A 21,589-nucleotide genomic window follows, 5' to 3' on the forward strand; every position below is an offset into this window, starting at 1 on the left:
CGTGAATGCTGCCTTAATTCCTGCAGGCTTCCAGAATCCCGATCAGATCGGCAAGCCTCGACAGCCGCCGGACCCCGTCGAGGTCTCCGGCCGCCCCCAGCCCCGCCACCGCAAGACCCGCCGCCAGCGCCGAGCGCGCGCCGGGCTCCGAATCCTCGACTGCCAGCACCTGCCCCGGCTCCAGCCCCAGCAGCGCCGCTCCCCTGAGATAGGGCTCCGGATCGGGCTTGCCCCGGCTTACATCGTCGAAACTGACCGACCCCTCCAGAACCGCCCCGACCCCAAGCGCCGCCAGATTCGCATCGACCACCGCCCGCGCCGAGTTCGACACCGCGATCTGACGCAGCCCCATCCCGGCAATCTGCCCGATCACCATCCGCGCCCCGGCGATCTCGTGCAGCCCCGGAGCCGCGGCCAGATACCGTCCGCGGATCGCCTCGCGCCAGCGCGCTTCGCTCAGCCCGGCCGGCAGCTCGGGGCGCAGCACCGTCCAGATATCGCTCAGATGCAGACCGACGAATGTCGTGTCCGGTCGCCCCGACAGATCCAGACCGAAACTTCGGCACGCCTCGACCAGGCTGCGATGATGCAGCGGCTCGCTGTCGACGAGAGTGCCGTCGATATCCCAGGCAATGGCGTTCAGTCTGAGCTCGGTCATGGCGCTCCCCGTGGCGGATGACGGTCGTTCTGGGCGCGATCCGTCCCGGGTGCAAGAGGCCGGTCGTCTTTCGGCTTTCCATAAATATCCCGGGGGTGAGGGCCAGAGGCCCGAGGGGGCAGAGCCCCCTTCCTTCACACCCGCAGCGCTGCAAGAGGCTGCGCACCGCATATCGCCGTCCCGAATTCCCGATAAAAATCATCGGTATTGATTTTCTCCCCCGAACCGCGCTAACCCGACGCAGCGGCGCCACCGGGCGCCAGGACGAGACCGGAGAGCCAGACCATGCCTTGCGCCCCTGTGATACCCGCCGTTCGCTGTCGTGACGCTGCCCTTCGTTTTCTGGGGGCGGTTGGCCTCGCACTGGCCGTGTTGGCCGGCCCGGCGCAGGCGCAGCAGGACCCGGCCGTGCATACGGATCAGGCCCCGGCGGGAGAGGTCTCCGCAGACACCGGAGGCGCGGGGATGGCGGCAGCGGCTCCCGCTCCGCTCCACACCGATCTGCCGCAGGATCTGACGCCCGTCGGCATGTATCGGGCGGCGCATCCGGTGGTGAAGGCGGTGATGATCGGGCTTGTGCTCGCCTCGCTCGCCACCTGGACGATCTGGCTTGCGAAGTCGGTAGAGCTCGCTGCCGCCCGGCGCCGGCTGCGCGGAACGCTCCGTGCGGTGCGCGCAGCGCACAGCCTCGATGAGGCGATCGGACTGAACGGCAAGCGGCGCGGCCCCGGCGCGGCGATGCTGCACGTGGCCCGCCACGAGGCCGGGGTGTCAGAGCCGGCGCTCGATGCCGCGGGGGGCGAGGGCCTGAAAGAGCGCGTCGCAGCCGCCCTCGGCCGGATCGAGGCGGGCGCCGGACGGCGCATGTCCGTGGGCACCGGCGTTCTCGCGACGGTCGGGTCCGTCGCGCCTTTCGTCGGGCTGTTCGGCACGGTCTGGGGCATCATGAACGCCTTCATCGGCATTTCCCACAGCAAGACGACCAACCTCGCCGTGGTCGCCCCCGGCATCGCCGAGGCGCTGCTGGCCACCGCCATCGGCCTTGTCGCCGCGATTCCGGCGGTGGTGATCTACAACCATTTTGCCCGCGCCACGGCGCGCTATCGGGCGCTGCTGGCCGATACCTCGACCGGGGTGTCGATCCTCGTCAGCCGCGACCTCGATTTCCGCGCCGCCCGGCGCCGGGAGGAGTAGGCCCCGATGGCAGGCGGTATCCGGCACGAAGACGACCTCGGCCTCGACGAGGCGCATGAGATCAACGTGACCCCGTTCATCGACGTCATGCTGGTGCTGCTGATCATCTTCATGGTGGCGGCGCCGCTGGCCACGGTCGACACGCAGATCGACCTGCCTGGCTCGACCGCCGAGCCGCAGCAGCGTCCCGACAAGCCGCTGTGGCTGAGCGTGGGCGCCGACCGGGCGCTTGTCGTCAACGACACCGCCGTCGCGGCCGACGGGCTGAAGGCCGCGCTCGATCAGGCGACGGGGGGCAACCACGATACCCGGCTGTTCCTGCGTGCGGACAAGGCGCTGTCCTATGGCGACCTGACCGGGGTTCTCAACCAGCTGCGTGCGGCGGGGTATCTGAAGATCGCGCTCGTCGGGCTCGAGACACCCGCCGGGACCTTCACCGGGACCGCGCCATGAGGTTCCCCATCGAAACCGACCGGAACCGGTCGTCGCGCCTCCGGGTGGCGGCGCTGTGGTCGCTGGCGGCGCTGACGGTGGTTTCGGCCCATGCCGGGGCGCTGGCGGTGATGCTGCGCCAAGATGTCGCCGCACCGGTCGAGGACGCCGGCGCGCCCGCGATGGAGATCGACCTTGCCGCGCTTCCGGAAACGCTGAACGCCGATCGGAACAGCCTGTCCGATCAGCTTCAGGACGCCCCCGAGGCACCGGCCGAAACCCTGCCCGAACCCCGTCCCGAAGAGACGCCGGCCGCCGCGCCCGAAGCTCAGGCAGAGCCGGAACCCGATCCCCTCCCCGATCCGGTCCCGGCCGAAGTCGCCCTGCCGAAGCCCGAAACGAAACCGGAGACCCCGCCGGCTTTGCCGCGCAAGCCCGAAGTCCGCAAGACCGAGGCGAAGACTGCCGCTCCGCCGCCCTCGAAGGCCGCGAACCGCGCCGCGGCCGAGGTCGCGCCCTCGGCTCGCAGCGTCAGCAACCGGCTGGCCCCGGCGCCGGCCCCGCAGGCTTCGCCCGCCGCCGTCGCCTCATGGCAAAGCCGGCTGTTCGCCCATCTCGAACGCAACAAGCGCTATCCGGCCGCGGCGCGCGCCCGCGGCATTCAGGGCACGCTGAAGTTCCGTTTCACCATCGACCCGGCGGGGAATGTGCTGAACGTGCAGATCCTGCAATCCTCGGGACAACCGATGCTCGACGAAGCGCTGCTCGATCTGATGAGCCGCGCCTCGCCGGTGCCGGCCCCGCCGCCCGGGACGCCGCTGAGCATCGTCACCTCGATCCGCTACGCGCTGCGCTGAGCCGGGCTCAGAACCAGCGCCCCACGGTCACGATGTCGACGCTGACCGCGACCCGCGCGTTGGAGGTGTTGAAGGCCGACAGGTTCAGCCCCGTCGCGGTGCGTCCGGTGAAGCGCGCGCTGATCGCCCCCACCGTCGCCGTCGACACCCCGAGCGTGGTCGCAAGATCCGTGGTCGAGGCGAAAGCCGCCGGAAAGGTCACCGCCAGCTCGCCGCCGGTCAGCGTGGTTACGCTTTGCCAGCAGGTCTGCGTGCCGTCCTGATGGCGCCGGTAACGGCCCTGCGCGGTCTGCGCCCCGGCGCTGATCCCGCCCGAGCACCACGCCCCCCAGCTGCCGGTGCTGCGCGCCCGGCTGTAGAGCGCGCCCGCGCCACCAGTGCCGGCCTCGGTGTAAAACAGCTGCACCTCGCCCGCGGTCGAGCCGCTGCGCTGGTGCAGCAGCAGGCCCCGCGTCACGCCAGCCGGACCGCCGGTGCTGCCCTGCGCGCTGTCATAGGCGTAAAATCCCGGCGCGATGCTGCCCGCAGTGGTGGCGGCATTGCCGATCAGCGGCGCCTCGGCCCCAAGGCCGAAGGCCCCCACGCTCAGAAGCCGCCCCGGCGTCGCGTCGATCACCGAGCCCTGCACTGCCGTGCCCGACATCAGCCCGTTCACCACCGCGCCTTGCGGCAGGGTCACGATGCCGCTGGCCCGCGCCGCACGCAGCGCAGTGAAGAAGGCCGCGCCGTCCGCGCTGACCTTGACTTCGAAATCGTCGTTGCCGGCCAGCCCCATCTCGGCCCGGCCCGACCAGTTGTCCTGAAACAGCAAGCTGGCGGTGTCGGCCGCCGTGGCCTTGTTCACCTTGATCTGGTGACCGGCGCCCGCATGGGTGAACAGGCTCGCCGCCGCGGCCACCGCCAGACGGTTCGTCGTATCGGCACTGGTCGCGACGCCAAGCTGCGTCACCGTCTGCGGCAGTGCGCCGGGGGTCGTCCAGCCGGTCCCGTCAAACAGCATCAGCGCCGCCTGATCCTCGACATAGACGCGCCAGCCGGTCTGTGGGGCGAAGAACCGCCAGCCCTGACCGGCCTCGCCGTAAAGCGCGATGGCGCCATCCTGACCGGCCCAGTCCCCCGTGGCATCCGTCGCCACGAGGTAGCGCTCCCCGGTCCCGGCCGTGGCGGGCGGGCTGGCCAGAAGCGCCTTTGCCGCCGCCTGCACCAGAACGTCGAGGATCTCGACCGCATCGTTGTGCGTGACATGTTTCTGCGCCTGCGACGGCTGGATAAACGGCAGCGACAGGACCAAGGAAGTATCGGACATCGGCATCCCTCATGAGCGATTTGGCCCGAGCCTAGGACGTCGCGGTTAACGCCGTCTGCCGGCAGCGTGCGCCCGCCCTGTCACCCTTGCGCGAGCTCTGACATGGATCAAGACGAACGGAAATGACCGTGCTAGGCTCCGCGCAGACGTAACCAGACGAGGAGACTCTGCCATGAAGGCTGCACGCTGGCATCAGGCCAAGGACATTCGTGTCGAGGACGTGCCCGAGCCCGAGGCCGGGCCGGGACAGGTCAAGATCAAGGTCGCATGGACCGGGATCTGTGGCAGCGACCTGCACGAATACATCGCCGGGCCGATCTTCGTTCCGGTCAAGGCGCCGCATCCGCTCAGCCATGACATCGCGCCGATCACCATGGGGCACGAGTTCTCGGGCGTGGTCGATTCGGTCGGCGAAGGCGTCACCAAGGTCCAGCCCGGCGATCGCGTCGTGGTCGAGCCGATCTATGCCTGCGGCGAGTGCTATGCCTGCCGGCACGGCATCTACAACGCCTGCGAGAAGCTCGGCTTCCACGGCCTGTCGGGTGGCGGCGGCGGTTTCGCGCCCTTCACCGTGGTCGGCGAACGCTGGGTCCACAAGATGCCCGAGGGCCTGTCCTTCGAGCAGGGCGCGCTGGTCGAACCTTCGGCCGTCGCGGTGCACGCGGTGCGCGTGTCGATGATGAAGGTCGGCGGCAAGGCCGCGGTCTTCGGGGCCGGCCCGATCGGTCTGCTTCTGGTCGAGGCGCTGCGCGCCGCCGGCGCTTCCGAGATCTATGTCGTCGAACTGTCGCCGCAGCGGGCGCAGAAGGCGCGCGACCTCGGTGCGACGCTGGTCATCGACCCGACCAAGGACGATGCCGTCGCGAAGATCCGCGAACTGACTACCGATGGTGTCGACGTCTCCTTCGAGGTCACCGGCGTGTCCTCGGTGCTGCAGCAGTGCATCGACGTCACCCGCATCGAGGGCCAGACCGTGATCGTCTCGATCTGGGAAAAGGCCGCCTCGTTCCAGCCCAACACCGTCGTGCTGACCGAGCGCAACCTGAAGGGCACCATCGCCTATCGCGACATCTTCCCCGCCGTGATGGAACTGATGGTGAAGGGCTATTTCCCGGCCGACAAGCTGGTCACCAAGCGCATCGCGCTCGACGACATCGTGGCCGAAGGGTTCGAGACGCTGGTCAAGGAAAAGAGCCACATCAAGATCCTGGTGAAACCCGGCGAGTGACGCGCCGGACGGTGGCGGGTGCAAATAACCCCACCTCCGCCGGTTGACACTGCGGTCCGGCTGACACACGTTTTGTTGGCCGGGCCGTATGAGAAGAATACGCGCCCGACCGACAGCGAGGCGCTCAAATGGCTACCACGGACGAAACGCCGGCCCCCCTTTCCCCAGCCGACGGTGCGGCCGACGAGCACGCCTTTCGCAGGCCCTTGCTCTCCGATGTTTCGGCGGCGCGCTGGCTTCTGTTGGGCATCCTGCTGGCTTCGGTCTACTTCTTTCACGGATTTCTGGTTCCGGTCGTCGCGGCCGGCGTCGTCGCGCTGGCAAGCTGGCCGATCCGGCAATGGCTGGCGACGCGGTTCCAGCTCAATCGCACGGTGCTGGCGGCGCTGCTGATTCTGGTGATCGTGACCTTTCTGGTGGTGCCGATCTCGGTCGCGCTCGGCTATGCCTTCCGCGAGCTGCAAAGCTGGATCGGCTGGATCTTTCTGGTCAATGCCTCGGGCGCGCCCACACCGCAGTGGCTGGCCAATCTGCCGCAGGTCGGCGATTGGGTCGACGAGCGCTGGAGCCATTACATCGGCCGACCCGGTGCCATCGGAGAGCTGGTGCAGCTGGTCAGCGGCTCGAACATCGGGGCGATCTATCGCGGCGTGCTGACGGCGGGTGCGCTCGCCTTCCATCTGGCGCTGACGCTGCTGTTCACGCTGGTGACGCTGTTCGTGTTCTACCGCGACGGGATCAAGATCTGCGAGCAGATCGACCGTGTGGGCCAGCGCATCCTGCCCACCCGGTGGGAGCGGCTGTCGCGCGTCGTGCCGACCACGATTTCCTCGACCGTCACCGGCATGACCCTGATCGCCATCGGCGAGGGGATGGTGCTCGGCTGTGCCTACTGGCTCGCCGGGGCACCGTCGCCGGTCACGCTCGGCGTGATCACCGGCTTCATGGCACTGGTTCCGGGCGGGGCGCCGCTGTCATTCACCCTGGTCTCGGCCTTCCTCGCGGCAAATGGCGAGGGGCTGCACGCGGCGTTTCTGTTCAGCTGGGGCACGATGGAGCTGTTCATCGTGGACAAGACGATCCGCCCGATCCTCGTCGGCGGGCCGGTCAAGATGCCGTTCCTGCCGACGCTGTTCGGGCTGGTGGGCGGCGTCAAGACGCTCGGCATCGTCGGGCTGTTCGTCGGTCCGGTGCTGATGGCGCTTCTGGTCACCATCTGGCGCGAATGGCAGCGCGAGATCACCGGAGAGGAACCCCGGCGCCGCCTGACCCGCGCGGCCCGCAAACGCACCGCGCAGGAGAAGAAGGCCCAACCTTAAAGACGACTGCCTTACAGCCGCTCGATGGCCAGCGCGATGCCCTGACCGCCGCCGATGCACATGGTGATCAGCGCCTTGCGCCCGCCGGTGCGCTCCAGATGATACAGCGCCTTCACCGTCAGGATCGCGCCGGTCGCGCCGATCGGATGGCCAAGCGCGATGGCGCCGCCGTTCGGGTTGACCTTCGCCGTGTCGAAGCCCAGCTCCTTCGACACCGCCAGCGCCTGTGCCGCGAAGGCTTCGTTCGACTCGATCACGTCGAAATCCGACACCTTCAGCCCGGTGCGCGCGCACAGCGTCTGCACCGCCGGGATCGGGCCGAGGCCCATCACCTCGGGGCGCACGCCCGCGATGGCATAGCCGAGGATCCGCGCCTTCGGTTTCAGCCCGGCCGCCGCGGCCGCATCCGCCCGCGCCAGAACCAGCGCCGCCGCACCGTCATTGATGCCCGAGGCATTGCCAGCCGTCACCGTGCCGTCCTTCACGAACACCGGCTTCAGCCCGGCAAGACCCTCGGCCGTGGTGGCGCGGGGATGCTCGTCGGTGTCGAAAACCACCGTGCCCTTGCGCGAGACGATCTCGACCGGGGTGATCTCGTCCTTGAACCGGCCCGCCTCGATGGCGGCCAGTGCGCGCGTCTGGCTTTCAAGTGCGAGCGCGTCCTGTTCGGCGCGGGTGATGCCGCATTCGCGCGCGACGTTTTCGGCGGTGACGCCCATGTGGCCGGTGCCGAACGGGCAGGTCAGCGCCCCGGTCATCATGTCGAGCGCCTTGACGTCGCCCATCTTCTGGCCGAACCGGGCCTGCTGCAGGATGAAGGGCGCGCGGCTCATCACGTCGACGCCGCCGGCCAGCGCGAATTCCGCATCGCCCAGCATCAACGACTGGCTGGCCGAGACGATGGCCTGCACGCCCGAACCGCAAAGCCGGTTGACGTTCATCGCCGGGGTCGCGACGGGGATGCCCGCCTCGACGGCGCTGACGCGGCTGACATACATGTCGCGCGGCTCGGTGTTGATGACATGGCCGAACACGACCTGGCCGATGCGGTCGGCCTCGATGCCGGCGCGCGCGATCGCGGCCTTCGCGGCCATCGCACCGAGTTGCGAAGGCGTGAAGCCCGCAAGGCTGCCGCCGAAGGTGCCGATGGGCAGGCGCGTGCCGTCCAGAATGACGATATCCGTCATGGTCTCTCTCCCTAGAATGCTTCGCGCGCGAGACTATCGAGGCCGCATCTGGCCCGGAAGCCGTCCGGGAGCGTGACCACGCGTCACCTGCCCCGTTCCGTGAAAAAAAGCCCCCCGCGCAGCGCTGCGCGGGGGGCGATGTCGGTCAGGAAGACCCGTGCGCTCAGGCGACGGCGAATTCGAGCGGCTTCACCTGATGGAACAGGCCGGTCGCTTCGAGGGCGGTCTTCGCCGCTTCGGGCAGCGGCGCGTCGAGATAGGCGATGGCGATCGCTTCGCCGCCCTGAGCCGCACGGCCGAGGGTGAAGTTCGCGAGGTTCACCTTGTTCTCGCCGAGCAGCGTGCCCAGCTTGCCGATGATGCCGGGGACGTCCTTGTTGGTCGTGTACAGCATGTGCGGACCGACCTCGGCGTCGACGTTGATCCCCTTGATCTGGATGAAGCGCGGCTTGCCGTCGGCGAAGCAGGTGCCGGCCACGGCGCGCTCGCGCTTGTCGGTGACCACGGTGACCTTGATGTAGCCGTCGAACACGCCCGACTTGTCCTGCGTGGTCTTCGAGATCTGGATGCCGCGATCCTTGGCGATGACCGGGGCCGAGACCATGTTCACATCCGGGTTCACCTTCTTCATCACGCCGGCGATGACCGCGCATTCCAGCGCCTTGAGGTTCATCTTCGAGGTGATGCCGTCATAGGTGATGTTGATCGCCTTGATCGGCTCGTCGGTCATCTGGCCGACGAAGGAACCGAGGTATTCCGCGAGCTTCACCCAAGGCCCCATGACCTTCGCCTCTTCGGCGGTCATCGAGGGCAGGTTCAGCGCGTTCTCGACGGCACCGTCGAGCAGGTAGTTCGACATCTGCTCGGCGACCTGCAGAGCGACGTTCTCCTGCGCTTCCGTGGTCGAGGCGCCGAGGTGCGGGGTGCAGACCACGTTGGGCAGATTGAACAGCACGTTCTCGGTGGCCGGTTCGACGGCGAACACGTCGAGAGCTGCGCCCGCGATGTGACCCGACTTCAGCAGATCGGCCAGCGCCTCTTCATCGACCAGACCGCCACGGGCACAGTTGACGATGCGCACGCCCTTCTTGGTCTTCTCGAGGTTCTCGCGCGACAGGATGTTGCGGGTCGCGTCGGTCAGCGGCACGTGCAGCGTGATGAAGTCGGCGCGCTTGAGCAGCTCGTCGAGCTCAACCTTCTCGACGCCCATCTTGTCGGCGGCATCCTGGCTGAGGAAGGGGTCGAAGGCGATGACCTTCATCTTCAGGCCCTTGGCGCGGTCGCACACGATCGAGCCGATGTTGCCCGCGCCGATCACGCCGAGCGTCTTCGCGGTCAGCTCGACGCCCATGAACTTCGACTTTTCCCACTTGCCGGCATGGGTCGAGGCCGAAGCCTCCGGGATCTGACGCGCCACGGCGAACATCATCGCGATGGCATGTTCGGCGGTGGTGATACGGTTGCCGAAGGGGGTGTTCATCAGGATGATGCCGTGCTGCGAGCAGGCATCCTTGTCGACGTTGTCGACACCGATACCGGCGCGGCCGATCACCTTGAGGTTCTTGGCGCCTTCGAGCAGCTTCGCCGTCACCTTGGTGGCCGAGCGGATGGCGAGGCCATCATAGTTGCCGATGATCTCGGCGAGGGCTTCCTTGTCCTTGCCGAGTTCGGGGCGGAAATCGACCTCGATGCCGCGATCCTTGAAGATCTGGATGGCAGCGTTGGAGAGCTTGTCGGAAATGAGAACCTTGGGGGCCATTGTCTGGTGTCCTGCTTGGTTTGGGGGCGGGGGCCTTCCGCGAGGGGAGGGCCGTCGATGGGGAAAGGGGATCGGTCCGGGTCTGCGCTTCGGTCGGGGCGGTGGTCGATACGGTCAATGGAGTCTGTTTGGCCGTTTCGGTCGGTCGGACTGCCTTCGGAGTCTACGGGCAGTCCACCCGCCTTTCCGAAACGCATCGGTTCGGACCGGGGCCACGGGGGCCCCGCAGGTGAGCCGGGGAACGTCAGCCTGGGCACCATCGGAGTCTACAGGTGCGTTTCGCTGCGTTCCGCTTGCCTCTGATCGCGAAAGGGGCCAAAAGGCCCGCGTCGTCCGGCGATCAGTCGAAGTCCCGCGTAGTGCACCATCGGAGTCTACAGGTGCGCATCGGGTCTTCCCGCGTTCGTCAACCGATCGGATTGCGCCCGATCAGGTTATCGTCGGGGTGGGGACGTTCCGGAGTCTGTGAACGATCCCACCCCACGCGACACTTTCGTGGACGAGGCCGGAGGCCGGCCTCGGGGCAATCGGCTTTCGGAAAATCAGGCCTGAGCGGCGATCTCGGCCTCGAAGGCGTATTCGATCCAAGGCATCAGAGCCTCCAGATCGGCCTTCTCGATGGTCGAGCCACACCAGATCCGCAGACCGGCCGGGGCATCGCGATACGAGCCCGCGTCCAGCGCGACGCCTTCCTTCTCCAGCCGCTTGGCGACGGCCTTGGCGAAGACGGCGGCATCCTTGATCCGCGCATCGGTGAACTTCAGGCACACCGAGGTGCACGAGGCGTTCGCCGGGTTGTTGGCCAGATTGGCGACCCAGGGCTTCGTGGCGATGAAGTCCTTGACGACCTTGGCGTTGCCTTCGGCCCGCGCGATCAGCGCCTTCAGGCCGCCGATCTGCTTGGCCCACTTCAGCGCGACCAGATAATCCTCGACGCAGAGCATCGACGGGGTGTTGATCGTCTCGCCGACGAAGATACCTTCGATCAGCTTGCCCGCCTTGGTCATGCGGAAGATCTTCGGCAGCGGCCACGCCGGCTTGTAGCTTTCCAGACGCTCGACGGCGCGAGGGCTGAGAACCAGCACGCCATGGCCGCCTTCGCCGCCCAGAACCTTCTGCCAGGAGAAGGTCACGACGTCGAGCTTGTCCCACGGCAGGTCCATCGCATAGGCGGCCGAGGTGGCGTCGCAGATGGTCAGGCCTTCACGGTCGGCGGGGATGTCGTCGCCATTGGCAACGCGCACGCCCGAGGTCGTGCCGTTCCAGGTGAAAACGACGTCAGTGTTGAAATCGACGGTCTTGAAGTCGACGATGTCGCCATAGTCGGCGGTCTTCACTTCGGCGTCGAGCTTGAGCTGCTTGACCACGTCGGTGACCCAGCCCGAACCGAACGACTCCCAGGCGAGCATGGTGGTCTTGCGGGCGCCGAGCAGCGACCACAGCGCCATCTCGACAGCGCCGGTGTCCGAGGCGGGCACGATGCCGATGCGGTAATCGGCCGGAACGCCGAGAACTTCGCGGGTCAGCTCGATCGCTTCCTTGAGCTTGGCTTTGCCGACGGCAGCACGGTGCGAGCGGCCCAGAGGCGCATCAGCAAGCATGTCGAGGGAGAAGCCGGGGATCTTCGCGCAGGGGCCCGAAGAAAAACGCGCATTCGCCGGCTTGGCGGCCGGAGCGGTATTGGTCATTGCTGGTATCCTTACAGATAAACGCCTCTCGTTGGGAAGAGGTGTCCCGCTGAGGGGAATACGACTCGGCACGGAGTCTGGCAAGAAAAAAAGACGACGATCGTGAAGATCAGGTGAAATGTGCTGCGCTGCCATGAAGCTGCCGCGGGCGACGGCATTTCAGCGGGGGTCGCGGCCCCTGCCCGGCGCCGCCGGTAACGGGCCGGCGGGGCATTCCAGACCTCGCGAAGCCGCTGGCATTGCCGCCGCGACATCGCCGGCGGTGGAGTGCAAGATTCGTATCGAAGCCCTATTGCGAATGAGGAGTTTTGAACCTACCATTTAAAAATAAAGTAAGGATTACGAAGAAGTAGGGAATTTGGAGGCCAGCCGGCGCGGCTGTGCCACGACCGGCCTCCGGGCCGGAAATTCCTGTGTGCGTGACGGGCCATTCGCGTATGGAATGGCGGTGTCGAGTTCAATTTTCCGGTCAGTGTTGTTGCAGGTATTATCGCGGGCGGATCCTTTCGCCCGCCTGAAAGATGCCGTGTTTTTTCGGCTGAAGGTGTCCATGAATGGCAATCGGTAAAAGATTTGCGGCGGGCAGAGAAACGAGAACGGACAGAAGGGCCACTCCCGGCTGCCGGGCGCAGACCTGCCGCATCGCGCACTCCGGTTGCGTCCCCCCGTCGCAACGGAGAGGTCCCGGTCCATTCACCGGCGTTTCAGTCTGTGTCTGTTTCCCTTGTTTCGTTGCGTCAGTCCGGCCCTGTCCGGGGCGCCCGCCGGTCCCGGTACGATTGAGTCTTTGTTCCCGTTCGACTATCCGCGGCAACGCCGGTCATGTCCGGGCTCTGCCGCTCTTTCATTCCGGCCGAAATTCCGGCCGGACAGCCATGCCACAGACACTACAGGACAGAAGAAAGGACCTGACATGTCTTTAGACAAAGCGATCTCCGATGCAATGAGCACCATCCCCGAGTGCGTGGCCGGGGGGTATGTCGATATGACCTCCGGGATGTTGCTGGGCGTCAAGACGCTCAACTCGCATCCGCAGGAAATTCTCGACATGGTGGCCGCGACCACGGCCGATCTGTTCGAAGGGCAGAATATCCGCCACATCGAGCAGGCCTTCGCCAAGGCCCGCGGGATCGAGAACGACCATCCGCGCTACTTCCAGGAAGTGATGGTGTTCAGCGAAAACCTCCTGCACATCTTCATGCGCGCCAAGAAGCGGCCCGATCATGTTCTGGTGTTCGTGTGCCGGCGCAATGCCAATGTCGGCATGGTGCTGACCAAATCGCGCATGGCGCTGGACGCCGTGGTCGCGGCACTCTGATCCGCTGTCAGGGCAAGAAACTCCGCCGGGACATTGCCTGCAATGGCCCGGCTTCCGCCCCCGGGTGCGGGGAAGGCCGCAGATTTGTTGCACATGTCGACGATCGGGATCCGGTATGGGAAAACTGACGGTTAAGTCAGCCCTATGCCGAAGGCCGCCCCTTCCCGCCACCGCATGACGAACGGGCCCAAGGACAACGCGTCGCCCGGGCGGCGTTGCTCGTTTTCGATCAGGGGCGATCCCGGGATCGCGCGGCATACCGGCGAAACCGTCAGCCGCCGATTGAGACTCTCCCGGACAAAACGCCATTCAGACCCGACTGACGCCGAGCCCAGGCGCCACCGCCGGCCCGAGGTCCTTGGCGAAGGAGATCCGTGTTCATAAGCGGATGACCGCCCCAGGCCTGGCCGACGCGGCGATGCGAGTGGGCGCAGGGCCCGCGTGGGCAATGGACACCACGACAGCCGAAATCCAGATCTGCGCCCCGCCCCGTGGCGCTTGCGGCTCAGCCGTGAATCGCCGCCCGGGCCTCGAAAGAGGCCGAAATCGGGGGCATCGCCTGAAGCAAGGGGACAACGGGACGGATCGTCCTTCGCGCCGCTATGGCTGACAAGACCCCGCGGGGCCGAAGTCGCGCTCGCGGATCCCGGCCGCCCGGCCCGGCAGACAGTCGACGCCGGGACGATGACGTCCTTCGGGAAGCCCTGCCGCCATCAGGCCGCGAGAGGAAGCTCCGCCTGTTCTTGCGGCACGAAGCCCGCCGTGCAGGCCGCATGAAGGAAGGCCCGGCGTGCTTCGCTGACGGGACCCAGGCAGTCCATGGCGGCCTCGAGCCGGCCAAGCGCACTCTGTCGGGCCGCATCCGTAACCGGCCACTTCCTGAGAAGCCAGTATTGCGCCTGTTCGATCGTGCTGAACCTTTTCACCTCACCTTCCGGCGAGATGACGAAGGACATGGGTTCACCCCAGTAAATTTCTATCAATGTTTTGGTCTTTCATGGAAAACGCGAAATGGAAGACGGCAGCGCCGGCTATCCTCTCGCGGAGGGCAGCGCAGCCAAAGGCCGCTCGCGCCAGGTTGATTTGTTCGCCATTGCCCGGACAGACGCCGCGCACATCGCGACGGCCTCTGCCACTGCGGTCAGGATCGACGTCGGTCGTCGCGGTCTGACCGGGGCCCGGTGGCACGTTCGGCTTGCCGACATGCCGCATGGACGAGCCCGCTTCTCCTGTCGACCGCCAGTGCGGTCGGGACGACTGTTCCGGTCTGATTGACCTGCTTCACGCTGCCGCCAGGGGCCATCGTGGGTTCCTTTTCCGTTATGCCGCTCCGCAGAATGCGGGGGCTGGCAAAGCTCAAGATCGTAGCTGAGCCGGAAGGAACAGGGTCCGAGAAGAAGAGATGCGAGACCTATATAGCGGCTTTTGCCGCAAATTGCGAGGACAATAAAACTGTTCCTCTGCCCGCGACCCCGCAACCCCTTCGCAGGACAGAAGATTATGTCTCGCAATGCAGCAGGCGACACCCCCGGAACAGTCCCCCTTTGCCGATTCGCTGCAGGTTTTGTGCAGCGCGGCTGTTCCGGGGGCTCGCAATTCCGCGCGGCGCCCCCATATGTGAAAGATCTGCAGTGTTCATCCCGGGGTCGGCGACCGATCTTGGCGGGCGTCGTGGCGCCAGCCGGATGGACCGCGCAGGTGTGTCCCCTCCGCCGGAGCGGACCTGCAGGCCGAAGGGCTGATCGCGACGGCGCCATCCGTCCTTGCGACGTGTCATCAGACCCCGATTGACCGCGTTATCGAAAGGATGCCGAAAGCATGAAAGCCCCCGAACCGAAAAAGCTGACCCCCGCACGCACCGCGCAGGCTACCTCGAAAAAGCCGCAAGGCGGCGAACGGAAGTCGATCTTCGATATTTCCTATGCCCCTGAAGGGGCCGAGCTGCGCAGGCCCTGGTCGCGCTTCGATCGCAAGACGCACTGAAGCTCCGGGCGCCGCGACGCGCCTCCGGCGACAGCCCATAGCGACAACCGGCCGCCCCCGCCCGAACCGGGGGACGGCGCTTTTGCTTTGTCATATGCAAAGAAATCGTATAGCGTGGTTGAGCTACGTTGTTCCCAACTGCACCTGTCTCCCTTATCGGCTTCAGTCTGCCTTTTTGAATTGACTGAGCCGGGCCGCCGCGTACCGCGGGTGGCATTCATTGCAGGAGATATCACGATGGCCAATGGCACCGTGAAATGGTTCAACCCCACCAAGGGTTTCGGCTTCATCCAGCCGCAGAATGGCGGACGGGACATCTTCGTCCACATCTCCGCACTTGAGCGCGCGGGGATCGCGCAGCTCGCAGACGGGCAGGCCGTCACCTACGAAGTCGAGAGCGGCCGTGACGGTCGCGAGTCGGCCAGCGACCTGAAGCTCGCCTGACCTGATCCCTGATCGGTCCCTGATCCGGCCGCGATGGCCGGATCGCACGGCGCCGAGGGCCGCCTCACCCCGGGGATCCGCTGTTTCCGTCGCGAAACGCCCCCCGGTGCAAACCGCCCCGCCCCAATCCCGCACAAGGCAGCCCCACCGCGGATCCGGCCTTCCCGGCCGCGTCCCGTGCGCGCCGTCCAAAGAGATGAAAGCTGTCGCCGGAGGCGGGCGATACAGGTTCACGGTTCCGAATGTGCCGTAAAACCGATTGTCGATCCTTGACAAATCCGTGAACTTCTAGAGGCATACGGGGGGTGCGCATCCCCTGCGCCCGCGAAGCAATCGGAGACCATCATGTCGCAACAGGCCAATGATCCGGGGACCGAGATCGACCGCCTTGTGCGCGGGATCGAACCCGCGCTGATCGCGCTGAGGCGTGACATCCACGCCCATCCCGAGATCGGCTTCGACACGGTGCGCACCGCCGGCATCGTCACCGGGGAACTGCGCCGCATCGGCCTGACCCCGAAGACCGGCGTCGGCCGGACCGGCGTCGTCGCCGAGATCAGGGGCAGCCGTCCGGGCCCGTGCCTGATCCTGCGCGCCGACATGGATGCGCTGCCGATCCACGAGGAAACCGGTCTGCCCTTCGCCTCGACGGTGCCGGGGCGGATGCACGCGTGCGGTCACGATCTGCACACCTCGGCACTTCTGGGCGCGGCCGAGGCGCTGGTCGCGCTGGCGCCGCAGCTCGCCGGCACGGTGCGGCTGGTGTTCCAGCCGGCCGAGGAAACCCAGGAAAGCGGCGCGGCGGCGATGGTCGCCGACGGCGCGGCCGAAGGGGCCGACATGGCCATCGCCTTCCACAACCGCCCCGAGACCCCGGCGGGCGAGATCGTGCTGAACACCGGCGCAAGCACGGCGTCGAGCGACGAATTCCGCGTCGTGCTGCACGGCAAGTCCGGCCATGCGGCCCGGCCCCATGCGGCGATCGACCCGATCGTCGGCGCGGCGCATATCATCACCCAGCTGCAGACCGTAATCTCGCGCGAGATGGATCCGGCGCTGTCGGCGGTGCTGACCATCGGCCATATCGCCGGCGGCGCGACGCAGAACATCATCCCCGACAGCTGCATGTTCGAAGGCACGGTGCGCTGCCGCTCGCCGAAGTCGCGCGATCTGGCCGAGGCCTCGTTCCGCCGCATCTGCGAGAACGGCGCGGCGGCGCTGAACCTGCGCGCCGAGGTCGAATATGTCCGCGGCGCCCCGGCGCTGCTGAACGACGCGCATATGATCGAACGCACCGCCGAGGCGCTGAGCGCCCAGTTCGACAAGCCGGTCACCGTGCGTCCGGGCACCTCTTTCGGGGCGGAGGATTTCTCGTATTTCTCCGAGATCCTGCCCTCGGTGCAGATCTTCGTCGGTTCGGGCCAGCCCGGGCGCGACGACCGGGTTCACAACTCGGACTATCAGCCCGACGAGGCCTGCATCGCGCAAAGCGCCATCGCGCTGACCCGCATGGCCGTCGAATTCCTGTCCTGATCCGGATGTCCCGGACCCAAACCGCGAGGAACACCATGACCATCACCCGCAGCACCTTCCTGCGCGCCGGTATCGCCGCCGCCGCCCTGCTGTCCGCCGGCCCGGTGCTGGCCGAGGGCAAGAAGCTCGTGTTCGTCACCGAAGGCGCCTTCCCGCCCTTCAACATGACGAAGCCCGACGGCACGCTCTATGGCTTCGAACCCGATCTTCTGGCCGAAGTCGCCAAGCGCGCCGGTTTCGACTACGAGCTGAAGGCGCAGGCCTGGGACGGCATGATCCAGGGCGTGGCGGACGGCAAGTTCGACGGCGCGGTCGATGCGGTGACGATCACCGCGAAGCGCCTTGAGGTCGTCGACTTCTCGGCGCCCTACACCACGGGCGGCTCGACTTTCGCGGTGGCGAAGGACAGCGGTCTGACCCTGCCGGGCACCGGCACGGCGGTCGATCTCGGCGATGCCGCCGCGACCGAGGCGAGCGTCTCCGCCATCGCCGAAGCCCTGAAGGGCAAGACCGTGGGCGTCCAGGTCTCGACCATCCAGTCGGATTTCCTGAACACCTATCTCGCGCCGCGCGGCGTGACGATCCGTACCTATCCGAACGGCCCCGACGTCTATCAGGATCTGATGAACGGCCGCCTCGACGCGGCGATGTCCTCGATCACCAACATCTCGGCCTTCCTGAAGAAGAACAAGGACACCGCCGAGGCGACGGGCGCCTCGTTCAAGGGCGGCATCATGGGCGCGGGCGTCGGCATCGTCGTGCAGAAGGGCAACAAGGAGCTCGCCGACAAGATGAGCGCCGCGCTGAAATCCATGTCGGACGATGGCACGCTGGAAGCGCTGTCGATGAAGTGGTTCGAGATGAACGTCACGCCGAAGCTCTGACGGATGGAGGATCTCGCGCTTCTGGGCTTCGGGCCCGACGGTTGGGGCAAGGTGCTGGTGCAGGCCGGGCTGATGACACTGGCGGTCTCCGTCGCGGCATTCGTCGTCGGGCTGGCGCTCGGCACGCTGATCGCCTGGGGCCGGGTCTCGGGCGGCGGCATGGCGCGTGCGCTCGCCCATGGCTACACCGCGGTGATGCGCGGCGTGCCCGAGATCCTCGTCATCTACCTGTTCTATTTCGGCGGCCGTCAGGTGGTGACGGCCGTCGGAACCGCGCTCGGCTTTCCCGGGCCGTTCGACATCTCGGGCTTCATGGCGGGGATGCTGGCCATCGGGCTGATCTCGGGCGCCAATCAGGCCGAGGTGCTGCGCGGCGCCTGGCAGGCGGTGCCCAAGGGCACGATCGAGGCCGGCCGCGTCGTCGGCATGAGCCGCTTCACCCTGTTCCGCCGGGTGATCGCGCCGCAGGCGCTGGTCACCGCGCTGCCGGGGCTGGGCAATCAGTGGCAGTCGGTCATCAAGGAATCGGCGCTGGTCTCGGTCACCGGGCTGGTCGAGACGATGCGTCAGGTCTCGGTCGCGGCGGGCACCACGCAGGAGCATTTCCTGTTCTACGCTGCCGGGGCCGCGATCTATCTGGCGATCACCACGCTCTCCGATCAGCTGTTCCGCCTGGCCGAGCGCCACAGCCTGCGCGGCCATCAGCAGGGGGGGATGTGAGCATGGATCTGTCTTTCATCGGCACGATGTTCCTGCGCATCCTCGGCGGTCTGCCGCTGACGCTGAACCTGTGGGGGCTGTCGCTGCTGGGCGGCGCGATCCTCGCGCTCGGGCTCAATCTGCTGCGCACGACGCGGGTGGGCGACAAGGTGGCCTCGGCCTATGTCTTCGTGTTCCGCGGCACGCCGCTGCTCATCCAGATCTTCATGATCTATTTCGGTCTCGCGGGCTTCGGCTTCATCCGGCACAGCGTGCTGTGGCCGTTCCTGCGCGAACCCTATTGGTGCGGACTTCTGGCGCTGGTGCTGAACGATGCCGCCTATACCTCGGAGATCCTGCGCGGCGGTCTGCGCGCCGTGCCGCGCGGCGCGGTCGAGGCGGGGCGGGTGTCGGGCATGTCGCGCTTCACCATCCTGCGCCGCATCACGCTGCCCCTGGCGATCCGTCAGGCGCTGCCCGCCTATTCGAGCGAAGTGATCTCCATGCTCAAGGCGACGGCGCTCGTCTCGACCATCACCCTGATGGACATGACCGGCATCGCCCGCGCCGCGATTTCCGAGACCTGGCGCGCCGTCGAGATCCTGCTCAGCGCGGCGGCGATCTACCTCGCGCTGTCGCTGATCGTCACCCAGCTCAGCGTCTGGATCGAACGCCGGCTCTCGCCGTGGCAATTCCAAAGGACCAACCGATGACCGATACCTCCAAGACCGTCCTGTCGATCGCGGGCCTGCGCAAGAGTTTCGGCGCGAACGAGGTTCTCAGGGGCATCGACCTCGCGGCGAGCGATGGCGATGTGATCTCGATGATCGGCGCCTCGGGCTCGGGCAAGAGCACGCTGCTGCGCTGCATCCCGATGCTGGAAATCCCCGACGCCGGCACCGTCGGCGTGGGCGAGGACCGGGTCTCGCCGCGGGGCGGGCGGCTGACCCGCGCCGAGGAGGCGACGGTGCGCCGGATGCGCTGCCAGCTCGGTTTCGTGTTCCAGAACTTCAACCTCTGGCCGCATCGCACTGTGCTGGAGAACGTGATCGAGGCGCCGCTGTTCGTTCAGGGCCGCGCGCGCTCCGAGGCGGTGGACGAGGCGATGGCGCTTCTGGACAAGGTCGGTCTGGCGGCGAAACGCGATGCCTATCCGGCGCATCTGTCGGGCGGCCAGCAGCAGCGCGTGGCGATCGCGCGCGCCCTCGCGCAGCACCCCCGCGCCATCCTGTTCGACGAGCCGACCTCGGCCCTCGATCCCGAGCTGGTGGGCGAGGTGCTGAAGGTGATCCGCTCGCTCGCCGAGGAAGGCCGCACCATGCTGATCGTCACCCATGAGATGGGCTTCGCGCGCGAGGTCTCGTCGCGGGTGGTGTTCCTGCATCAGGGCCATATCGAGGAGGACGGCACCCCCGCCGAGGTGTTCGGCGCCCCGAAATCCGAGCGTGCCCGCGCCTTCCTCGCCAGCCATTTCGACCGCAACCGTCAGGGATAGCCCGCCCATGCGCCAGCCGATCGAACGAAAGAGCCTTCAGGATCAGGCCGCCGACTGGCTGCGCAGCGCCGTTGTGCGGGGCGATTTCGCCCCGGGCGAGGTGCTGACCGAACAGGCGCTCACCGAGCGCATCGGAACGGGACGCGGCACGGTGCGCTCGGCGCTGTTCGCGCTCGAAGCGCAGGAGCTGGTGACCCGCACGCCCTATTCGAGCTGGCGGGTGGCAGTCCTCGATGCGCAGACGATCCGTGAAATCTATACCCTGCGCTCTGCCTATGAAGAGCTCGCCGCGCGGCTTCTGGCGACGGGGCGCGAAAGCCTGGGCACCGCGGCGGTCGAGGCGGCCTTCGCCGATCTCGATGCGGCCGAAGGCGGCGACAGCGACACGCGCGTCGCGGCCGATCTGGGGTTCCATGCGAGTTTCGTGCGCCAGACCGGGCACCGGCTGCTGATCCGCCGGCACGGGCAGCTCGCCGACAAGATGGAGTGGCTCTATCGCTGGTCGGAAAGCCACTGGCCGTGCCGCAACCCGCTGGTCGCCGAGCACCGCCCGCTGTTCGACGCGCTGATGACCGGCACGCCCGAGGCGGCCGAGCGCGCCGTGCGCGACCATATCGACTATTCCATCGCTCAGGATCTCGCGGGGTTTCATTCCCTCGCGCAGGACGGCCTGACGCATCCGGAGGACACATGACCGAAATCACTCTTCTCGACGGCGGCATGGGCCGCGAACTCGAACGCAGCGGCGCGCCGTTCCGGCAGCCCGAATGGTCGGCGCTCGCGCTGATCGAGGCGCCCGAGACCGTCCAGCGCGTCCACGAGGGCTATATCCGCGCCGGCGCGCAGGTCATCACCACCAATTCCTATGCCCTCGTGCCGTTCCACATCGGCGAGGAGCGCTTCCGCACCGACGGGCCGCGGCTTGCCGATCTGGCAGGCCGGGTGGCGCGGGCGGCGGCCGATACGGCGCCGGGCGTGCGCGTCGCGGGCTCGCTGCCGCCGGTGTTCGGTTCCTACCAGCCGGAGCTGTTCGAGCCGGTCAAGGCGCAGGAATATCTCTCGGTTCTGGTGACGGGCCTGTCGCCTTACGTCGATCTGTGGCTCGCCGAGACGCAAAGCAGCCTCGAAGAGGCGCGCGCCGCCGCTCAGGCGGTCGCGGGCACCGGCAAGCCGCTGTGGATCTCGTTCACCTTGCATGACGAGGACGGCGCCGAAGACCGCGAGCCGCAGCTTCGTTCCGGGCAGAGCGTGCGCGATGCGGCGCGCCTCGCGGTCGATCTCGGTGCCGAGACGATGCTGTTCAACTGCTCGCGTCCCGAGGTGATGGGTGCGGCGCTCGATGCGGCGCGCGCCGCGGCACCGGGGCTGCGCCTCGGGGTCTACGCCAATGCCTTCGCCAATTCGCAGGACGAGGACGGGGCGGCGAACGAGACCGTCTCGACGATCCGCGCCGACCTCGATCCGCCGCATTACTGCGGTTGGGCCGAAAACTGGACCGCGCGCGGCGCGAGCGTGATCGGCGGTTGCTGCGGTATCGGCACCGAGCATATCCACCATCTGGCGGACCATCTGAAACACGGCTGATCCGTCGCAGGCCAGTCGAAA

General features: G+C 67.1%; 22 protein-coding genes. 15 read left to right on the plus strand and 7 right to left on the minus strand.

Features of this window, described 5'->3' with window-relative positions; translation table 11 throughout:
* Positions 1-13: 13 nt before the first annotated feature.
* Positions 14-658: an HAD family hydrolase gene (locus tag CG50_RS02790; RefSeq protein WP_036634961.1), complete on the minus strand. Its 645-nt coding sequence runs from the start codon at positions 656-658 to the stop codon at positions 14-16.
* A gap of 465 nt (positions 659-1,123) precedes the next feature.
* On the opposite strand from CG50_RS02790, the gene exbB reads away from it, so the two are divergent.
* The 3 genes from exbB to CG50_RS02805 are packed head-to-tail and all read left to right on the plus strand — an operon-like array spanning position 1,124 to position 3,141.
* The gene (exbB, locus tag CG50_RS02795) at positions 1,124-1,852 is read left to right on the plus strand and encodes a tonB-system energizer ExbB (protein WP_245615565.1); all 729 of its coding nucleotides are present in this window, start codon (positions 1,124-1,126) and stop codon (positions 1,850-1,852) included.
* 6 nt (positions 1,853-1,858) lie between these two features.
* Positions 1,859-2,305, plus strand: a complete 447-nt coding sequence (exbD, locus tag CG50_RS02800) for a TonB system transport protein ExbD (protein WP_036634963.1) — start codon at positions 1,859-1,861, stop codon at positions 2,303-2,305.
* Complete coding sequence (locus tag CG50_RS02805) at positions 2,302-3,141, plus strand: energy transducer TonB (protein ID WP_051909400.1); 840 nt, start codon at positions 2,302-2,304, stop codon at positions 3,139-3,141. The genes exbD and CG50_RS02805 overlap by 4 nt, the downstream gene beginning before the upstream one ends.
* Before the next feature lie 7 nt (positions 3,142-3,148).
* On the opposite strand, the gene CG50_RS02810 is transcribed toward CG50_RS02805, so the two are convergent.
* Positions 3,149-4,447 (minus strand): DUF2793 domain-containing protein, encoded by a 1,299-nt coding sequence (locus CG50_RS02810; protein WP_036635065.1) that lies wholly within the window; start codon positions 4,445-4,447, stop codon positions 3,149-3,151.
* A gap of 172 nt (positions 4,448-4,619) precedes the next feature.
* Between CG50_RS02810 and CG50_RS02815 the strand changes: the two genes are divergently transcribed.
* A complete protein-coding gene (locus CG50_RS02815; RefSeq protein ID WP_036634965.1) occupies positions 4,620-5,675 on the plus strand; it encodes a 2,3-butanediol dehydrogenase in 1,056 nt (351 codons plus the stop codon).
* Positions 5,676-5,803: 128 nt separating this feature from the next.
* Positions 5,804-6,994, plus strand: a complete 1,191-nt coding sequence (locus tag CG50_RS02820; protein ID WP_081880249.1) for an AI-2E family transporter — start codon at positions 5,804-5,806, stop codon at positions 6,992-6,994.
* Between the two features lie 11 nt (positions 6,995-7,005).
* On the opposite strand, the gene bktB is transcribed toward CG50_RS02820, so the two are convergent.
* The 3 genes from bktB to CG50_RS02835 all read right to left on the minus strand — a co-directional run bounded on the left by bktB (position 7,006) and on the right by CG50_RS02835 (position 11,628).
* A complete protein-coding gene (gene bktB, locus CG50_RS02825) occupies positions 7,006-8,181 on the minus strand; it encodes a beta-ketothiolase BktB (RefSeq protein WP_036634968.1) in 1,176 nt (391 codons plus the stop codon).
* 163 nt (positions 8,182-8,344) lie between these two features.
* Positions 8,345-9,940: a phosphoglycerate dehydrogenase gene (serA, locus tag CG50_RS02830; RefSeq protein ID WP_036634970.1), complete on the minus strand. Its 1,596-nt coding sequence runs from the start codon at positions 9,938-9,940 to the stop codon at positions 8,345-8,347.
* A gap of 542 nt (positions 9,941-10,482) precedes the next feature.
* On the minus strand, positions 10,483-11,628 hold the full coding sequence (locus tag CG50_RS02835; RefSeq protein ID WP_036634973.1) for a phosphoserine transaminase: 1,146 nt from the start codon (positions 11,626-11,628) through the stop codon (positions 10,483-10,485).
* A gap of 913 nt (positions 11,629-12,541) precedes the next feature.
* Between CG50_RS02835 and CG50_RS02840 the strand changes: the two genes are divergently transcribed.
* Entirely contained in the window at positions 12,542-12,946 is a 405-nt protein-coding gene (locus CG50_RS02840) for a hypothetical protein (protein WP_036634975.1), read from the plus strand.
* A 713-nt stretch (positions 12,947-13,659) separates the two neighbouring features.
* On the opposite strand, the gene CG50_RS02845 is transcribed toward CG50_RS02840, so the two are convergent.
* Positions 13,660-13,902, minus strand: coding sequence for a DUF982 domain-containing protein (locus CG50_RS02845; RefSeq protein ID WP_081880253.1), 243 nt, complete (start codon positions 13,900-13,902; stop codon positions 13,660-13,662).
* 4 nt (positions 13,903-13,906) lie between these two features.
* Positions 13,907-14,158: a hypothetical protein gene (locus CG50_RS17195; protein WP_152559408.1), complete on the minus strand. Its 252-nt coding sequence runs from the start codon at positions 14,156-14,158 to the stop codon at positions 13,907-13,909.
* Between the two features lie 606 nt (positions 14,159-14,764).
* Here CG50_RS17195 and CG50_RS17000 point away from each other — a divergent pair.
* From CG50_RS17000 to CG50_RS02885, 9 genes are all read left to right on the plus strand, one after another.
* Entirely contained in the window at positions 14,765-14,929 is a 165-nt protein-coding gene (locus CG50_RS17000) for a hypothetical protein (protein ID WP_161785375.1), read from the plus strand.
* A gap of 237 nt (positions 14,930-15,166) precedes the next feature.
* Positions 15,167-15,373, plus strand: coding sequence for a cold-shock protein (locus tag CG50_RS02850; RefSeq protein ID WP_036634981.1), 207 nt, complete (start codon positions 15,167-15,169; stop codon positions 15,371-15,373).
* Between the two features lie 345 nt (positions 15,374-15,718).
* The gene (locus CG50_RS02855; RefSeq protein WP_036634982.1) at positions 15,719-16,906 is read left to right on the plus strand and encodes a M20 metallopeptidase family protein; all 1,188 of its coding nucleotides are present in this window, start codon (positions 15,719-15,721) and stop codon (positions 16,904-16,906) included.
* Positions 16,907-16,941: 35 nt separating this feature from the next.
* Positions 16,942-17,790, plus strand: a complete 849-nt coding sequence (locus CG50_RS02860; protein WP_036634984.1) for an ABC transporter substrate-binding protein — start codon at positions 16,942-16,944, stop codon at positions 17,788-17,790.
* Positions 17,791-17,793: 3 nt separating this feature from the next.
* Positions 17,794-18,510 (plus strand): ABC transporter permease, encoded by a 717-nt coding sequence (locus tag CG50_RS02865; protein ID WP_036634986.1) that lies wholly within the window; start codon positions 17,794-17,796, stop codon positions 18,508-18,510.
* 2 nt (positions 18,511-18,512) lie between these two features.
* A complete protein-coding gene (locus CG50_RS02870) occupies positions 18,513-19,202 on the plus strand; it encodes an ABC transporter permease (RefSeq protein ID WP_036634988.1) in 690 nt (229 codons plus the stop codon).
* Positions 19,199-19,984, plus strand: a complete 786-nt coding sequence (locus tag CG50_RS02875) for an ABC transporter ATP-binding protein (protein WP_036634993.1) — start codon at positions 19,199-19,201, stop codon at positions 19,982-19,984. The genes CG50_RS02870 and CG50_RS02875 overlap by 4 nt, the downstream gene beginning before the upstream one ends.
* Positions 19,985-19,991: 7 nt before the next feature.
* Positions 19,992-20,678 (plus strand): GntR family transcriptional regulator, encoded by a 687-nt coding sequence (locus CG50_RS02880; protein ID WP_036634996.1) that lies wholly within the window; start codon positions 19,992-19,994, stop codon positions 20,676-20,678.
* A complete protein-coding gene (locus tag CG50_RS02885; protein ID WP_036634998.1) occupies positions 20,675-21,568 on the plus strand; it encodes a homocysteine S-methyltransferase family protein in 894 nt (297 codons plus the stop codon). Before CG50_RS02880 ends, CG50_RS02885 begins: the two co-directional genes overlap by 4 nt.
* Positions 21,569-21,589: the final 21 nt, after the last annotated feature.

Source organism: Paenirhodobacter enshiensis (genome assembly GCF_000740785.1).
GTDB lineage: Bacteria > Pseudomonadota > Alphaproteobacteria > Rhodobacterales > Rhodobacteraceae > Rhodobacter > Rhodobacter enshiensis.

What these genes read in the sequence shown, in the direction of transcription:
- CG50_RS02790 (WP_036634961.1), bottom strand. Translation starts at nt 658, where the DNA reads ATGACCGAGCTCAGACTGAACGCCATTGCCTGGGATATCGACGGCACT.
- exbB (WP_245615565.1), top strand. Translation starts at nt 1,124, where the DNA reads ATGGCGGCAGCGGCTCCCGCTCCGCTCCACACCGATCTGCCGCAGGAT.
- exbD (WP_036634963.1), top strand. Translation starts at nt 1,859, where the DNA reads ATGGCAGGCGGTATCCGGCACGAAGACGACCTCGGCCTCGACGAGGCG.
- CG50_RS02805 (WP_051909400.1), top strand. Translation starts at nt 2,302, where the DNA reads ATGAGGTTCCCCATCGAAACCGACCGGAACCGGTCGTCGCGCCTCCGG.
- CG50_RS02810 (WP_036635065.1), bottom strand. Translation starts at nt 4,447, where the DNA reads ATGTCCGATACTTCCTTGGTCCTGTCGCTGCCGTTTATCCAGCCGTCG.
- CG50_RS02815 (WP_036634965.1), top strand. Translation starts at nt 4,620, where the DNA reads ATGAAGGCTGCACGCTGGCATCAGGCCAAGGACATTCGTGTCGAGGAC.
- CG50_RS02820 (WP_081880249.1), top strand. Translation starts at nt 5,804, where the DNA reads ATGGCTACCACGGACGAAACGCCGGCCCCCCTTTCCCCAGCCGACGGT.
- bktB (WP_036634968.1), bottom strand. Translation starts at nt 8,181, where the DNA reads ATGACGGATATCGTCATTCTGGACGGCACGCGCCTGCCCATCGGCACC.
- serA (WP_036634970.1), bottom strand. Translation starts at nt 9,940, where the DNA reads ATGGCCCCCAAGGTTCTCATTTCCGACAAGCTCTCCAACGCTGCCATC.
- CG50_RS02835 (WP_036634973.1), bottom strand. Translation starts at nt 11,628, where the DNA reads ATGACCAATACCGCTCCGGCCGCCAAGCCGGCGAATGCGCGTTTTTCT.
- CG50_RS02840 (WP_036634975.1), top strand. Translation starts at nt 12,542, where the DNA reads ATGTCTTTAGACAAAGCGATCTCCGATGCAATGAGCACCATCCCCGAG.
- CG50_RS02845 (WP_081880253.1), bottom strand. Translation starts at nt 13,902, where the DNA reads ATGTCCTTCGTCATCTCGCCGGAAGGTGAGGTGAAAAGGTTCAGCACG.
- CG50_RS17195 (WP_152559408.1), bottom strand. Translation starts at nt 14,158, where the DNA reads ATGCGGCATGTCGGCAAGCCGAACGTGCCACCGGGCCCCGGTCAGACC.
- CG50_RS17000 (WP_161785375.1), top strand. Translation starts at nt 14,765, where the DNA reads ATGAAAGCCCCCGAACCGAAAAAGCTGACCCCCGCACGCACCGCGCAG.
- CG50_RS02850 (WP_036634981.1), top strand. Translation starts at nt 15,167, where the DNA reads ATGGCCAATGGCACCGTGAAATGGTTCAACCCCACCAAGGGTTTCGGC.
- CG50_RS02855 (WP_036634982.1), top strand. Translation starts at nt 15,719, where the DNA reads ATGTCGCAACAGGCCAATGATCCGGGGACCGAGATCGACCGCCTTGTG.
- CG50_RS02860 (WP_036634984.1), top strand. Translation starts at nt 16,942, where the DNA reads ATGACCATCACCCGCAGCACCTTCCTGCGCGCCGGTATCGCCGCCGCC.
- CG50_RS02865 (WP_036634986.1), top strand. Translation starts at nt 17,794, where the DNA reads ATGGAGGATCTCGCGCTTCTGGGCTTCGGGCCCGACGGTTGGGGCAAG.
- CG50_RS02870 (WP_036634988.1), top strand. Translation starts at nt 18,513, where the DNA reads ATGGATCTGTCTTTCATCGGCACGATGTTCCTGCGCATCCTCGGCGGT.
- CG50_RS02875 (WP_036634993.1), top strand. Translation starts at nt 19,199, where the DNA reads ATGACCGATACCTCCAAGACCGTCCTGTCGATCGCGGGCCTGCGCAAG.
- CG50_RS02880 (WP_036634996.1), top strand. Translation starts at nt 19,992, where the DNA reads ATGCGCCAGCCGATCGAACGAAAGAGCCTTCAGGATCAGGCCGCCGAC.
- CG50_RS02885 (WP_036634998.1), top strand. Translation starts at nt 20,675, where the DNA reads ATGACCGAAATCACTCTTCTCGACGGCGGCATGGGCCGCGAACTCGAA.